Below are 14777 nucleotides of genomic sequence, written 5' to 3' on the forward strand. Positions count from 1 at the left end.
CAGTGACGTCACGCCCGTCTGTTTCGAGCCTTGCGGGGGGCAATGGTTTCATTAGAGGTATAGCTGATTTCACTGGTGACCGGAATTCACACCTCGATCAAGTGCTTGAGCGGGTGATAACCGGTTTTCAGCTTGGCAGCGACGTCGAGAATCGCCTTCTGGATGCCGTCCAGATGCATGCACGTCAGTTCGATGGCGGCGCTTTGGTTACCGGCCTCGATGTACTCGATCAATCGCAAGTGTTCATCGTCGCGACAGGCTTCGTGGCTGTCGTCATCCAGCGCGGCGGCGTACAGCGAGGCGCGGGAAATCAGCTTCTGGAACCAGTCGAGCAGCACCGGGTTGTTCAGGCTGCGGGCCAGTTTGAGGTGGAACTCGCCGAGCAGGTGAATCAGCCGCTCGTGATCGCCGGCCGCATGGGCTTCATCTTCCAGCAGCAAATGCTCGCGCAGGTCCTGCATCGCGGCGGAGTCCTTGCGCCGGCACAGCTCGGTGACGATGCCGATCTCGATCAGACGCCGGGTTTCGAACAGCGAACGGATCTCTTCATCGCTGGGCAGCGACACCGACGCACCTTTATTGGGCTCGGTGGTGACCAGTCCGTCGGCCTCCAGCTGCTTGAGCGCCGCGCGAACCGACGTGCGGCTGACATTGAACAATTCCGCCAGCGACGCCTCACCCAGTTTCATTCCCGGACGCAGCGAGCGCTTGCTGATCGCCTCGTAAACCCCTTGGTAGACGCGGTCGACCGTGGTTTCCGTTTTCTTTTCGGTCATTTGAAAGCTCCTTCGATGCTGGCAACGCGACCCGGCGAAAGACTCAGCCAGGGAAATGGGGGTTGCACAAGCAGATTAATCCGGGTATTTCTAAATTGCATTCATATATTGCATACAATAATTAGAGGATTGCACCATTATGGGTCAACCAATAGCAATTGAAGTGCGTAATGTCTCCAAACGGTACTCCGACGATCCCGGCCTCGCGCCAGCCCTCGACAATGTCTCGGTGAACATCGCCGATAATGAGTTCTTCACCCTGCTCGGCCCCTCGGGCTGCGGCAAAACCACCTTGCTGCGCACCATCGCCGGATTCGAACACGTTAGCGACGGCGAGATCCGTCTGGCGGGCGAAACGGTCAATCACCTGCCGCCGTTCAAGCGCCGGGTCAATACAGTGTTCCAGAGTTACGCGCTGTTTCCGCACATGAGTGTCGCGCAGAATATCGCCTTCGGCCTCGAGATGCAGGGTCTTGATCGCAAGACGATCCCCGGACGGGTCGACGAGATGCTCGCGCTGGTGCAAATGGAGCACCTGGCCGGGCGCAAACCGGCGGAATTGTCCGGTGGCCAGCAACAGCGCGTGGCTCTGGCCCGGGCCCTGGCGCCAAAACCGAAAGTGTTGTTGCTGGATGAACCGCTGTCGGCGCTGGACCTGAAGCTGCGCAAGGAAATGCAGGTCGAACTCAAGCGCGTGCAGCAGGAAGCCGGAATCACCTTCATTTTCGTCACCCACGATCAGGAAGAAGCCCTGACCCTGTCCGACCGGATTGCGGTGATGTCCGCCGGCAAGATCCTGCAGATCGGCACACCCACCGACATCTATGAACGTCCGCAGCACCGGTTCGTCGCCCAGTTCATCGGCGACATCAATTTCCTCCCCGGCCAGCTCAAGCGTGGTGAGCACAACCAGAACCTGTTCGTGCCCAACGGCATGCCGGTGGAAATCCCCTGCCCGCCTCAGGGCGTCAATGGCAGCAGCGTGCAACTGGCGTTTCGTCCCGAGCGCTCGCAACTGGTCGCAGCAGATCAACCCCATCATCTGCGCGGGGTGATCGAGGCCGTGCTGTATGTCGGCACCGCGACCCTGTACCAGTGCCGTTTGAACAACGACATCAAAGTCATGCTGCGGGAAAACAACGAAGGCCTGAGCGCTTGTCGCTCGGTCGGCGAGCCCGTGGCGGTGCACCTGCCGCCCCAGGCCTGCCTGTTGATGGAGGCCTGAGATGAGCGTCAGCAGCACTTCCCCCTCCCTCAACCGCGCGCTGTTGCTCAGCCCGGTGGTGTTGACCCTGCTCGCCCTGATCGCCATTCCGCTGGGGATCATGGGTTACATCAGCCTGCTGCCGCGCAACACCTACGGCGGCGTCGACTGGCAGGCCCAATGGCAACTGCAGAGTTACGTGCAGCTGTTTTTCCAGGAAGGTTTCGACGGCGAACTGGAGCTGAACTGGGTCTACGCCCAGGCGCTGTTGCGCTCAGTGTTCCAGGCCGGCGGCACCACGCTGTTGTGCTTGCTGTTCGGCTTTCCGGTGGCGTTGTGGATGTCGAGCCTGACCCCGCGTCGACGCAATCTGATGGTGTTGCTCATCACCATTCCGTTCTGGACCAACCTGCTGATCCGCAACTACGCGTGGCTGATCATCCTGCGCGAACAGGGCTGGGTTGCCCAGAGCCTCAACGCGCTGTTCCCGAGCGCCGGCGGCATCACCCTGCTGTACAACGACTTCGCGGTCAGCGTCGGTCTGGTCTACAGCTTCCTGCCGTTCATGATTCTGCCGATCTACTCGACCCTGGAAAAACTCGACTGGCGTCTGGTGGAAGCCGCCTATGACCTGGGCGCCAACCGCTGGCACGCGCTGCGGCGGATCATCCTGCCGCTGTCGATGCCCGGGGTGATTGCCGGTGCGTTGCTGGTGTTCGTGCCGAGCCTCGGCGCCTTCATCACCCCGGCGATCCTTGGCGGCGGCAAGACCCTGATGATCGGCAACCTGATCCAGCAGCAATTCGGCACCGCGCGCAACTGGCCGCTGGGCAGCTCGCTGTCGTTCCTGCTGCTGGGGATTCTGCTGTTGTCCCTGGTGCTCTACGCCCTCTACAGCCGCAGTGCGGCGAAAACCCTGAACCGGGGAGCGAAAGCATGATCTCTCTGCACCTGAAAAAACTCCCGGCCACCCGGGAAGTCAGCCTGCTGATCCTCGCCTATCTGTACGTGCCGATCCTGGTGTTGATCGTCTACAGCTTCAACGCCAACCGCTCGGCGACGGTGTGGACCGAGTTCTCGCTCGCCTGGTACGGGCGAATCCTGGCCAACCCGTCGATCCAGACGGCGGCGCTGAATTCGATCATCGTCGCGACCATCGCCACCGTGTGCGCCACGGCGATTGCGCTGCTGGCGGCACTGGCGACGTACCGGCCGTTCTACGGACAGAAAATGGTCGAGGGCGGGATCAACCTGCCGCTGATCCTGCCGGAGATCGTCACCGCCGTGGCCACCCTGCTGCTGTTCATGGCGCTGGGGATCAAGCTCGGGCTGATAACGGTGATCGTTGCACACATCGGCTTCTGCATTCCGTTCGCCTACCTGCCGATCCGCGCACGGCTCAACGATCTGGACAAGAGCCTGCTGGAAGCCGCCAACGACCTGTACGCCAACCCGTGGCAAGTATTTCGCCGCGTCACCTTGCCGTTGTTGTGGCCTGCAGTGCTGTCCGGCTCGGTGCTGGCGTTCGTGGTCAGCCTCGACGATTTCATCATGACCTTCTTCGTCGCCGGCCCCGGCTCGACCACGTTGCCGGTGTACATCTTCTCGGCGATCAAGGCCGGTGTGACACCGGAGATCAACGCGATCTCGACGCTGATGCTGGTGATTTCCATCGTTCTCGTGGTGCTGGCCTTCTGGCTCGGCCAACGCGGCAAACAACAATAAACCTGGAGCGCGCTCATGAAAGTCAAAAACATGCGTCTGGCAGTATCCGGTCTGGCCCTGAGTTGTTTCACCGCGTTCGGCGCCCACGCCGCCGAGCCCAAGGAGTTGTTTTTCTACAACTGGACCGATTACTACCCGGTCGATCTGCTCGCCAAGTTCGAAAAGGAGACCGGGATCAAGGTCACCATGGACGGCTACGACAGCAACGAAACCCTGCTCGCCAAGTTGCAGGCCGGCGGCGCGGCGTATGACGTGATCGTGCCGTCGCAGTCGATCATGCAGACGCTGATCAAACAGGACCTGCTGCTGGAAATCGACACCCCGACCCTGAGCAACTTCCAGTACGTCAAAGGCCCGTTCCGCGATCCGAGCTTCGATCCGGGCCGCAAATATTCGGCGCCGTACCTGTGGGGCACCACCGGGTTCTCCTATGACAGTGCCCGGGTGCCGGGCGGCAAGCTCGACGATTCGTGGAAAGAGTTCTTCGAACCGCGCAAGGAACTGCAAGGCCAGCTCGCCGCCCTCGACACCTCCAGCAGCGTGATCAATGCCGCCAGCCATTACCTGAATGTCGACGAATGCACGGAAAACCCGCAGGACGCCAAGCGCATCCTCGAGCTGCTGCAAAAGCAGAAACCGTTTTTGAAGATGTACAGCTCCGACAACACCGTCGACCGCATGGCCTCGGGCGAAGTGATCATGATGCAGAACTGGAACGGCTCGACGGCCCGCGCCACCTTGCAGAAGAACACCATCAAGTACGTTTACCCGAAAGAAGGCGTGGCGATGTTCCAGGACAACTTCGCCGTACCGAAAAGCGCCCCGCATCCGGGCAACGCGAAGATCTTCATCGACTGGATGATGAAACCGGAAAACGCGGCGGCCGTGTCCAACGCGATTGCTTACGCCAACGGCATTCAGAGCGATCAGTTGCTGGATGCGAAATGGAAAGTCATGGACGCGATCAACATGCCCGAGGAATACGCCTCGCGCCTGCGGCCGGAGAAGGAATGCAGCAACAAGGCGCGGGAGCTGCAGGATCGGATCTGGTCGAAGCTCAAAGGCTGATCGCCTGACTTGAGACCGCGTCGCGTCCATCGCGAGCAGGCTCGCTCCCACAAGGTGAGCGCATTTCAATGTGGGAGCGAGCCTGCTCGCGAATAGGCCCGCCCAGACAACATAGAAACAGAGGTACGAAATGTCCCACCCCCGCTGGCTCAGAAACATTCGCCCCTACGGCGCCCCCGCCGAAGACCTGCTGATCGAAAACGGCAAGTTCACCCAACGCCGCCCGGCCTCCAACGCACCGTTGGCCGCCACCGACATCGACGGCCAGAACCAGTTGCTCACCGCCCCGTTGGTGGAAAGCCACGTCCACCTCGACAAGACCTTGTACGGCCAACCCTGGCGCCCGAACAGCGCCGGCCCGACGCTCAAGGACTACATCAGCAACGAGCGCCGCGTGTTGCGCGAAGTGAAGGCGCCGATTGCCGAACGCGCCGGCGCGCTGCTGGAAAACTGCATCGCCCGGGGTTCGCTGACCCTGCGTTGCCATGTCGACATCGACCCGGAATTCGGCCTGCGGCACGTCGAAGCCATGCAACAACTGCGCGAACGCTACAACGATCTGATCGACCTGCAACTGGTGGTCTTCCCGCAAACCGGCCTGATCAGCCGCCCCGGCACCGCCGAGCTAATGCGCGAAGCCATGGCCCTGGGCGTGGAGAACGTCGGCGGACTCGACCCTTGCGGCATCGACAACGACCCGATTGCGCAACTGGATTTCGTATTCAAACTGGCCGGCGAATTCCAGCGTGGCGTCGACATCCACCTGCACGACAAAGGTGAACTGGGCCTGTGGCAGATTGCCCGGATCGCCGATTACACCGAGCGCTTCAACCTGCAAAACCGGGTGATGATCAGCCACGCCTATTGCCTCGGCATGCTGCCGTGGAGCCAGGTCAGACCCGTCGCCGAACGCCTCGCGGCGCTGGGGATTTCGCTGATGAGTTCGGCGCCGGCGGACTGCGCGGTGCCGCCATTTCTGTCGCTGCGCGAGACTGGCGTCAACGTGTGCCTCGGCTCCGACGGCATCCGCGATGCGTGGTCGCCGATGGGCAACGGCGACATGCTGGAACGGGCGATGTTGCTGGCGTTCCGTTTCGACCTGGGCAAGGACGATGAACTGGCGGCGGCGTTCGAAGCGGCGACGACCAATGGTGCCCGTGCATTGGGGATCGGGGATTACGGTTTCGCCATCGGCAAGCCTGCGGATTTTCTGCTGATGCCGGTCGAAACCCTCGGTGAAGCTGTGGTCGCGCGACCGGCGCGTCAGGTCTATCGCGGTGGCGAACTGATCGCCAGCGGCGGTCGTTTGCTGGGCAGCCGTCTGTGAAACGGATCGGCCTGAAGGCCGGATGCGTGGTCGGTTTCGACGGCACGCAACATGTGCTGTGGCGTGACGGCGAGGTGGTGTTTGCCGGCTCACGCATCGAGTTTGTCGGGCGCGGTTACCAAGGGCCGGTGGATCAGTGGATCGATTACGGCAATGCGTTGATCGGCCCCGGTTTCATTGACCTGGATGCCCTCGGTGATCTCGATTCCACAGTACTGACCCTGGACAATGGCGATGAACGCGCCATGGGCCGGATGTGGTCGGCAGAGTATCTGGCGGCCGGCCCGCGTGAGTCGTTCAGCCCGGAAGAAGAGCTCTTCAAATACCGCTACGCCTTCACCCAGCTGATCCGCAACGGCATCACCACGACGATGCCTATCACCTCGATGTACTACCGCGAATGGGCGGAGACCTACGACGAGTTCGCCGCCGTCGCCGACGTGGCGGGCAACCTGGGGCTGCGCACCTATCTCGGCCCCTGCTACATGAGCGGCATGAGTTACTGGCGCGCCGACGGCAGCCTCGCCCATCACTGGGATGAGGCCCGGGGTCTGGCCGGGCTCGACGCGGCCGAACGGTTTTTCAAGGATTTCGATGGCGCGCACGCCGGGTTGATTCGTGGTGCGCTGCTACCGGATCGCATCCAGACCTGCACCCCGGCGTTGCTTCAGCGCACGTCCGCCCTGAGCCGCGAACTGAATGCACCGATGCGTCTGCATTGCTGCCAGGCACCCGGCGAAGTGGCGATGGTCGAGCAATTGCGCGGCACTTCGCCTCTGGGCTGGTTGCAGCAACTCGACCTGCTCAGCCCGCGCAGCCTGTTGCCCCACGGCATCTACACCTCAGGGGATGACGATCTGCAACGGGTCATCGACGGTGGCGCGAGTCTGGTGCACTGCCCGCTGGTGTTCGCCCGCGATGGCGAGGCTCTGAATTCGTTTGGCCGCTATCGCGCCAAGGGCATCAACTTCGCCCTCGGCACCGACACCTGGCCGGCGGACTTGCTGGCCAACATGCGCCACGGTTTAAACATCGCCCGATTGATGGAGGGCGGGCCGGCGCTGACCAGCAGCCTCGACCTGTATAACGCCGCGACACTCGGCGGCGCCAAGGCGGTGGGCCGTGACGACCTCGGTCGCCTGGCACCGGGGGCCAAGGCCGACATCACCGTATTCAGCCTGCGCGGTCTGCATCTGGGCCCGCTGTTCGATCCACTGAAAAACCTGCTGCTGGCCGGACGCGGCGACGACTGCATTGCCAGCTACATCGACGGTCGCTGCGTGATGCACGACGGTCAGGTCAACGGCGTCGATTACCCCACTCTGCAACGCCAGGCGCAACGCCAATACGAAAAGCTGATGCGCAGCCACAGCGACCGGGCCTTTGGCCGATCGGACTGGAAAACCCTGTTCCAGCCGGCCATTCCGTTCGCCGACGACTACAGCGCCGAAGCGCCGTTGAGCGCCATCGATCCACTTCTTTAGAGAACACTGCCATGCACAGCTTCGACTTCAGCCAACTGAGCCCACGGGAAAAATACAAGATTCTGATCGGCAGCGTGGTGCCGCGCCCGATTGCCCTGGTCACCACCATCGACGGCGAAGGCCGGGTCAACGCGGCGCCGTTCAGCTTCTTCAATGCACTGTCGGCGGACCCGCCCATTCTCGCGCTCGGTGTCGAGAACTACGGCGACCAGAGCCCCAAGGACACCACACGCAATATCCAGATGAACCAGGAATTCACCGTCAACATCGTCAACGATGCACTGGTGGAAGCCATGAACGTCTGCGCCGTGCCCTTCGCGCCGGGCTTCGATGAGTTGACGGCTGCCGGCCTGACGGCGATCCCCGGCACTTCGGTCAAATGCCCGCGAATCGGCGAAGCACCGGTGGCGCTGGAATGTCGGCGGATGATGGCGCTGAACATCGGCCAGTCGCGGGAAATCATTTTTGGCGAGGTGTTGATGGCGCATGTGCGCGACGAGTTGATCGACCCGAAAACCCTGTACATCGATCAACTGGGGCTGGATGCGATCGGGCGCATGGGCGGCCATGGTTATGCGCGGACCCGGGATTACTTCGATCTGCCGACCCGCTCGTTGCAAGCGTGGACGGAGGCACCGGGGGGTGGCGAACGGTTCTGGCCTGGCAAATAAAAAAACGGCCCACCGAGGTGGGCCGCCGTGACAGGTCGATCAGTCAGTGCCGTACTTCGGCGACCGTGGCCCGTACAGCAGGCCTGCCGGATGACCGGCCGACAGCAGACGATTGCTGGCCACACCGGCAATCGGGTAGCCGGCATCGGTGGAGCTGTTGACGATCTGTTTTACCGCAGCGGTGATCAGCGCGCCGATCAGGCCGCCGCCACTGTTGTTGCCGCCCTCTTCGCTCGACGCCCGGGCTGCACCGGTCCACAGGGTGGCGCCGGTTTTCAGGTCCACCAGTTTGGCGCTTGCGGTGACGGCGGTTTCGCTGCTGATCACCATGTAGCGCGTGCCGTACTCGCTGACGGTGATGTACAGCGCCGCGTCGGCACCGAAGATCTCGTGCAGTTTGTTGACCGGCGCCTGATGGATGTCATCCGGCGTGGTCAGGCCGTTCTGGCGGAACGTTTCGTCGACCAGGGTAATCGGCAGCACGTAGTAGCCGGCCTCGGCCAGCGGGAACGTCACTTGCGACAACAGGCTGTAGGACGCCTTGACGTCCGGCGAGGTGTTCAGCGGCGGCAGCACCAGAATGGACTTCGGACGTGCTTGCTTGTACGCCGAATAGTCCACGGTCTTCGGTGCGACGCAGCCACCGAGGACGGTCAGCGCCAGGCCGGCGGCCAGCAGTTTCAAGGCACGCGAGATCATTTGGCGTCTCCGGTCTTGGCGTTCTTGAGCAAGAAGTCCATGTAGGTGCCGGACTCGGGGAACAGGGTCTTCTCGGTGCGCAGCTGCTGCACCATCTGATCGTCCTTGCCCATGCTCAGGTACAGCAGACCGAGGTGTGCGTGGTAACCCGGCGGTACAGGCTTGCCACTGGCGCGGATTTTTTGCAGATCGGCTTCCAGCGCTTCGGCCTGGGCCTCTTTCGGCGTTTCGCTTTTGAAGTATTCGTAGACTTGTGGCTGGTAGCCTTCCCACTGGTACAGGGTTTGCGGGCTGCTGCAACCGGCCAGCAAGGCGCTGGCGGTCAGGGCCATCAGCGACCGGGACAGGGACAGATTCATGGTGTGTTGCTCCTTGCGATGGGCGTCTATCAGTTGCCCGGTTTCCAGGCGCCGGCGTTCATGCCATCGACCAGGCGATTGATCGCCTCGCGCATGGCCAGATCGAGGACTTTGCCGTTGAGGGTGGAGTCGTAGGCAGCAGTGCCGCCGAAGCCGATGATTTCGCGATTGGACAAGGCGTATTCGCCGGCGCCCTGGGTCGAATACACCACTTCGGAAGTGCTGATGTTGACGATGTTCAGGTTGACCTTGGCGTAGGCCACCTGAGTCTTGCCACGGCCGAGAATGCCGAACAGCTGATGATCGCCGGTCTCTTTGCGGCCGAACTCGGTAACGTCACCGGTGACCACGTAATCGGCGCCTTTCAGACGCTGGGCCTGACCCTTGATCGCCGCTTCCTGCTGGATCTCGCCCATGTTATCGCGGTCGAGCACGGAGAAGCGGTTGGTCTGCTGCAGATGAGTGATCAGGATGGTCTTGGCCTGACCGCCGAGACGGTCGACGCCGTCGGAGAAGATCCCGCGCATGTAGCTCGAACGGTTGTCGAATTTGCCCACGGCCATCGGGATACGGACACCGGTCCAGGCTTGAGTGGCGCTTTCCACCTTGGCCACCGGCAATGCGCGGGAGCTTTCGGTGGCGCAACCGGAAAGCGAGCCGGCCAGGGTGCCGAGGACGGCAATCGCAACGCCCGAGACCAACATCCGGGAGATCATTCTCACTGTGCATTCCTTCTGAAAAATGATGTGTCCCGGCACGGCAAAAATCGTGGGGGATCGGGAAAGGGCCGGCATTATGCCAAAGTGCCATCAGTGAGGACAGGTTTTTTTGACGCCAGTGAATTGGCTAAATGTCAGACACAAAATCCTGTGGGAGCGAGCCTGCTCGCGATAGCGATGCATCAGACGAAATAATTATCGGCTGTCTGGACGCCATCGCGAGCAGGCTCGCTCCCACAGGTTCAGAGGTTGTCAGTGGAAATCGCGGCTTTGCACCCGAATCCCGTTGAGCAACGGGCTGAGATCGCTCAAGCGTCCGGCAATCAGATGCCGCACCTCGCCTTCGCGCTCCCAGCGGCCATCGACCTTGAGCAGTTGCGAGCCGACCAGCACCTGGCGCTGACGCTCGGCCAGATCGCGCCAGACCACCACGTTGACGTTGCCGAACTCGTCTTCCAGGGTCACGAAGGTCACGCCGCTGGCAGTTGCCGGGCGCTGGCGGCCGGTCACCAGCCCCGCCACGCTGACCGGTCGCCCGTGCTCGACTTCCAGCAACTCCCGGGAGCTGCGACAGCGCCGCGCCCGCAACTCGTCGCGCAACAACGTCAGCGGGTGCGGTCCCAGCGTGGTGCCCAACGTGGCGTAGTCGGTGAACAGGTCCTCGCTGACACTCGGTGTGGGCAGCCGCACATCGGGCGCCTCCTGACTCGGCAACCCGGCAAACAACCCGAGCTGCTTCTGCACCCCGGCCACTTCCCAGCGCGCCCGATGGCGGTGACCGGCCAGCCCACGTAACGCCCCGGCATCTGCCAGCAACGCCTGAGCCCGACTGTCGAGCCCGGCCCGTTCGCCCAGATCGGCGACATCGGCAAACGCGCCCCTCGCCCGAGCCTTTTCAATGTTCCGCGCATCGTCCTCGCGAAAGCCCTTGATCATGCGCAGGCCCATGCGAATCGCCGGTTGCTCGCCGGTGATCGGCTCCAGGCTGCAATCCCAGTCGCTGGCGCGTACGTCCACCGGGCGAATCTGCAAATGATGCCGGCGCGCGTCCTGAAGAATCTGATCCGGGCTGTAGAAACCCATCGGCCAACTGTTGATCAGCGCACAGGCGAACGCCGACGGTTCGTGGCACTTGAGCCAACAACTGGCATAGGTCAGCAAGGCAAAACTGGCGGCATGGGACTCGGGAAAACCGTAACTGCCGAAGCCTTTGATCTGCTCGAAGATCTGCGCGGCAAATTCCGGGCTGTAGCCGTTTTTCTTCATGCCGGCGGCCAGCCGTTCCTTGTGCGGTTCCAGCCCGCCATGGCGCTTCCACGCCGCCATGGAGCGCCGCAACTGGTCGGCCTCCCCGGGGCTGTAGTCGGCCGCGACGATGGCGATCTGCATCACCTGCTCCTGAAACAGCGGCACGCCGAGGGTGCGCTTGAGCACCACTTCCAGCTCCGGCGACGGATAGGTTTCCTTTTCTTCCTTGTTCCGGCGGCGCAGGTACGGATGGACCATCCCGCCCTGGATCGGCCCCGGCCGGACGATGGCCACCTCGATCACCAGATCGTAGAAGTTCTGTGGGCGCAGGCGCGGCAGCATCGACATCTGCGCCCGGGACTCGATCTGGAACACGCCGATGGTGTCTGCGCGACTGATCATGTCGTAGGTCGGGCGATCGTCAGCCGGGATGGTAGCCAGGCTCAGATCCTGGTTGCGATGACGGCGCAGCAGGTCGAAACAGCGGCGAATCGCACTGAGCATACCGAGGGCGAGGATATCCACCTTGAGCAGCCCGACCGCATCGAGGTCGTCCTTGTCCCACTGGATGATGGTGCGGTCAGCCATGGCGGCATTTTCCACCGGCACCAGAGTGTCCAGCGGCTGCTCGGAAATCACGAAACCGCCGGGGTGCTGCGACAGGTGCCGGGGGAAGCCGATCAGTTGCCCGGTCAGGCTCAGCACCCGGTGCAGGATCGGGCTGTCCGGGTCGAAGCCGTTTTCGCGCAGGCGCTCCACGGGCGGCGTTTCATCGCTCCAGTGGCCGCAGCAGTCGGCCAGCGCGTTGATCTGGTCCGGTGGCAAGCCCAGCGCCTTGGCCACATCGCGCACCGCACCGGCAGCGTGATAGGTGCTGACCACCGCCGTCAGCGCCGCACGACGGCGGCCATAACGACGAAACACGTATTGCAGGACTTCCTCCCGGCGCTCGTGCTCGAAATCCACGTCGATGTCCGGCGGCTCGTTGCGCTCTCTCGACATGAAACGCTCGAACAGCAACGTGGTGTGATCCGGGTCGATCTCGGTGATGCCCAAGGCAAAACACACCGCCGAGTTGGCCGCCGACCCGCGCCCCTGACAGAGGATTTTCTGCTCCCGGGCGTAGCGCACCACATCGTGCACGGTGAGGAAGTAGCTTTCGTAGCCGAGTTCGGCGATCAGCTCCAGCTCATCGTCGATCTGTTTGAGCACCTTGGGCTGTGCGCCTTTCGGCCAGCGCCAGGCGATGCCTTGTTCAGTCAGATGCCGCAGCCAGGAACTGGCGTCGTGTTCCTCGGGCACCAGTTCTTTCGGATATTGATAACGCAACTGGCCAAGGTCGAACGTGCAGCGCCGGGCCAGCTTCACGGACTCTTCCAGCAAGATCTGCGGATACAACTCGCTCAACACATCGAGGCTGCGCAAATGCCGCTCGCCATTGGGGTGCAGGCGCAACCCGGCTTCGGCCACCGGGACGTGATGACGGATCGCGGTCATGGTGTCCTGCAAGGCCCGGCGACCACGGGCGTGCATGTGCACATCGCCGCTGGCCACGGCCGGAATCTGCAGTTCATCCGCCAGACTCAGCAGTGCGGCCAGTCGTTGCTGATCGTTCTGCCCGCGATGCAACTGCACCGCCAGCCACAGGCGTTCGCCGAAGGTCTGTTTCAGCCAACGGCCCTCTTGTACGTCATCGACCGTATCCGGCGCCCACAGCACCAGCAACCCCGGCAGCGGTTCACTGAAATCTTCGCGCAGTATTTGATACTGACCTTTCTGGGTTCGCCGTCGAGCCTGGGTGATCAAGCCGCACAACGCCTGATAACCCTCGATGTTTTCTACCAGCAACACCAGTTTCGGGCCGTTCTCGATACGGATCTCGCTGCCGATGATCAGCGGCAGCTCTACGGACTTCGCCGCCTGCCAGGCACGGACGATCCCGGCGAGAGTGCACTCATCGGTGATCGCCAGCGCCTGATAGCCGTGCTTTTTCGCCCGCTGGAACAGCTCCAGCGCACTGGACGCGCCGCGCTGAAAACTGAAATTCGACAGGCAGTGCAGCTCGGCATAACCCTCGTTCATGCGAACCAGCCCTGCAGCCACAATGGGCCGCCCTCACCCACTGCCCGGTACGCCCAGCCTTGCTGGCCGGCGCGGTTCTGGATCAGGTAATAGTCGCGGCGCACGTCGTCACCGTCCCACCAGCCGGACTCGATGCGTTCCGGCCCCATGAGGATGCGCGCCGAACCTTCGGGCACGGACTGCGGCTCACCCAGCAACCAGCCCGGACGCTGCACGCCCGGCAACGCAGCACAAGGCTGCTTGTCATCGGCGTTCTGCCACGCGCACTCAGGGCGATGATCGGCCTGGAAGCGCAGGCCCTGTACCGCGTCATCCCCCAGTCGCGCACGCAAGCGTTCACGCAGTTGCTCCCAGGGCAAGGTCTGTTGCGGACGATCATCGAACAGTTCCTGAAACTGCGGCACGAAACTCGGCAGATCCTCGGCCCGCAGACGAAAACCGCGCACCGGGGCTTCGACCTGCACCTGCTCCAGCCGGCCACGGGCCAGCTCGAAGAGCATCGCCGGGTCGCGCTCGGCGCTGAGCAGGCCGACCTTGATCAATGTGTCCGGCAACCCTGCATGCTCCAGATGCAGATCGAAGCGCTGCACGCCACTGTCGCGCCCGCACAAGAACGCCGACAGATCAGACGTCAGGCGGCGCAACGGGAACAGCAGCGCCTGATGGGACTGCACGTCGAAGTTGAGTTCGATGCGCACATCGAAGCGATCCGGCGGCAGGTAGAACGCCAGCGCCAGCGGCCGTGCGCCGAACAGCGTGTCCAGATGTTTGAGCATCGGCGCCTCGAAACGCCGGGCCAGGGCCTGACGCGGCAGGCTCTGCACCTGATGGAGGTGGCGCAGGCCCATGCGCGACAGCGCCGTGGCCACACCCGGATCAAGCCCGACACGGTCGACCGGCAGTTGCCCGAGGTGATGACGCAAGGCTTCACCATCCGGCACCACCAGTCCGTCATAGGCGTTGGCCAACACCCGCGCCGCCACCGGGTTGGGGGCAGCGACGATGCGGTGCCGAAAGCCCAGCTCCGTCAGCTCGGTGCGTAATCGCGCCTCGAACTGCGCCCAGGAACCGAACAGCCCGAGGCTCGATTCGATCTCGAACACCACGGTGCGCGGGTAATGCACGCTGACCTGGGCGCTGAAACGATAGGCCCAGGCGGCAAGAAACTGCTGCCAGTGCTCGACCTCCGCCGCGTCGTAATCGACGGTGGCGAACCCTTTGCTCATTGCCTGCGCGGCGGTCATCGACTGCCCCGGACGCAAGCCCAGCGCCCGCGCCGCCGAATTGACTGCTTGCAACACCCGGCGCTGGGCCGGGCCGCTGAGCAGCGCCAACGGCTGCTCGGGATCGGGACGCTGACGCAGCACGGCGTCGAGGGCCAACTGCGGGAACAGAATACAGACCCAGCGCATGGC

General features: G+C 62.8%; 13 protein-coding genes. 7 read left to right on the forward strand and 6 right to left on the reverse strand.

Annotated features, from left to right (window positions below):
• Positions 1-86: 86 nt before the first annotated feature.
• A complete protein-coding gene (locus DXT77_RS23070; RefSeq protein ID WP_085710119.1) occupies positions 87-776 on the reverse strand; it encodes a GntR family transcriptional regulator in 690 nt (229 codons plus the stop codon).
• Positions 777-915: 139 nt separating this feature from the next.
• On the opposite strand from DXT77_RS23070, the gene DXT77_RS23075 reads away from it, so the two are divergent.
• The 7 genes from DXT77_RS23075 to DXT77_RS23105 all read left to right on the forward strand — a co-directional run bounded on the left by DXT77_RS23075 (position 916) and on the right by DXT77_RS23105 (position 8255).
• Positions 916-2001 carry an ABC transporter ATP-binding protein gene (locus DXT77_RS23075; protein WP_119429316.1) on the forward strand — a complete coding sequence of 362 codons (1086 nt, stop codon included), beginning with the start codon at positions 916-918 and terminating at the stop codon, positions 1999-2001.
• A gap of 1 nt (position 2002) precedes the next feature.
• Positions 2003-2920 carry an ABC transporter permease gene (locus DXT77_RS23080; protein WP_119429317.1) on the forward strand — a complete coding sequence of 306 codons (918 nt, stop codon included), beginning with the start codon at positions 2003-2005 and terminating at the stop codon, positions 2918-2920.
• The gene (locus DXT77_RS23085) at positions 2917-3705 is read left to right on the forward strand and encodes an ABC transporter permease (RefSeq protein WP_119429318.1); all 789 of its coding nucleotides are present in this window, start codon (positions 2917-2919) and stop codon (positions 3703-3705) included. The genes DXT77_RS23080 and DXT77_RS23085 overlap by 4 nt, the downstream gene beginning before the upstream one ends.
• Before the next feature lie 15 nt (positions 3706-3720).
• Positions 3721-4773 (forward strand): extracellular solute-binding protein, encoded by a 1053-nt coding sequence (locus DXT77_RS23090; RefSeq protein ID WP_119429319.1) that lies wholly within the window; start codon positions 3721-3723, stop codon positions 4771-4773.
• Between the two features lie 130 nt (positions 4774-4903).
• Positions 4904-6100, forward strand: a complete 1197-nt coding sequence (locus DXT77_RS23095; RefSeq protein WP_119429320.1) for an amidohydrolase family protein — start codon at positions 4904-4906, stop codon at positions 6098-6100.
• Positions 6097-7584: an amidohydrolase family protein gene (locus DXT77_RS23100; RefSeq protein ID WP_119429321.1), complete on the forward strand. Its 1488-nt coding sequence runs from the start codon at positions 6097-6099 to the stop codon at positions 7582-7584. Before DXT77_RS23095 ends, DXT77_RS23100 begins: the two co-directional genes overlap by 4 nt.
• 11 nt (positions 7585-7595) lie before the next feature.
• Complete coding sequence (locus tag DXT77_RS23105; protein WP_114883506.1) at positions 7596-8255, forward strand: flavin reductase family protein; 660 nt, start codon at positions 7596-7598, stop codon at positions 8253-8255.
• A 39-nt stretch (positions 8256-8294) separates the two neighbouring features.
• Here DXT77_RS23105 and DXT77_RS23110 read toward each other — a convergent pair whose 3' ends face one another.
• From DXT77_RS23110 to DXT77_RS23130, 5 genes are all read right to left on the reverse strand, one after another.
• Positions 8295-8954: a DUF799 domain-containing protein gene (locus tag DXT77_RS23110; protein ID WP_085710127.1), complete on the reverse strand. Its 660-nt coding sequence runs from the start codon at positions 8952-8954 to the stop codon at positions 8295-8297.
• Positions 8951-9313 carry a DUF4810 domain-containing protein gene (locus tag DXT77_RS23115; protein WP_085710128.1) on the reverse strand — a complete coding sequence of 121 codons (363 nt, stop codon included), beginning with the start codon at positions 9311-9313 and terminating at the stop codon, positions 8951-8953. The genes DXT77_RS23110 and DXT77_RS23115 overlap by 4 nt, the downstream gene beginning before the upstream one ends.
• 29 nt (positions 9314-9342) lie before the next feature.
• On the reverse strand, positions 9343-10029 hold the full coding sequence (locus DXT77_RS23120; protein ID WP_167748751.1) for a CsgG/HfaB family protein: 687 nt from the start codon (positions 10027-10029) through the stop codon (positions 9343-9345).
• Positions 10030-10284: 255 nt separating this feature from the next.
• A complete protein-coding gene (locus DXT77_RS23125) occupies positions 10285-13362 on the reverse strand; it encodes an error-prone DNA polymerase (protein ID WP_119429322.1) in 3078 nt (1025 codons plus the stop codon).
• Positions 13359-14774, reverse strand: coding sequence for a DNA polymerase Y family protein (locus DXT77_RS23130; RefSeq protein WP_119429323.1), 1416 nt, complete (start codon positions 14772-14774; stop codon positions 13359-13361). Before DXT77_RS23130 ends, DXT77_RS23125 begins: the two co-directional genes overlap by 4 nt.
• Positions 14775-14777 lie beyond the last annotated feature (3 nt).

The sequence above is a fragment of the Pseudomonas sp. 91RF genome, from assembly GCF_003576265.1.
GTDB classification, from domain to species: domain Bacteria; phylum Pseudomonadota; class Gammaproteobacteria; order Pseudomonadales; family Pseudomonadaceae; genus Aquipseudomonas; species Aquipseudomonas kribbensis.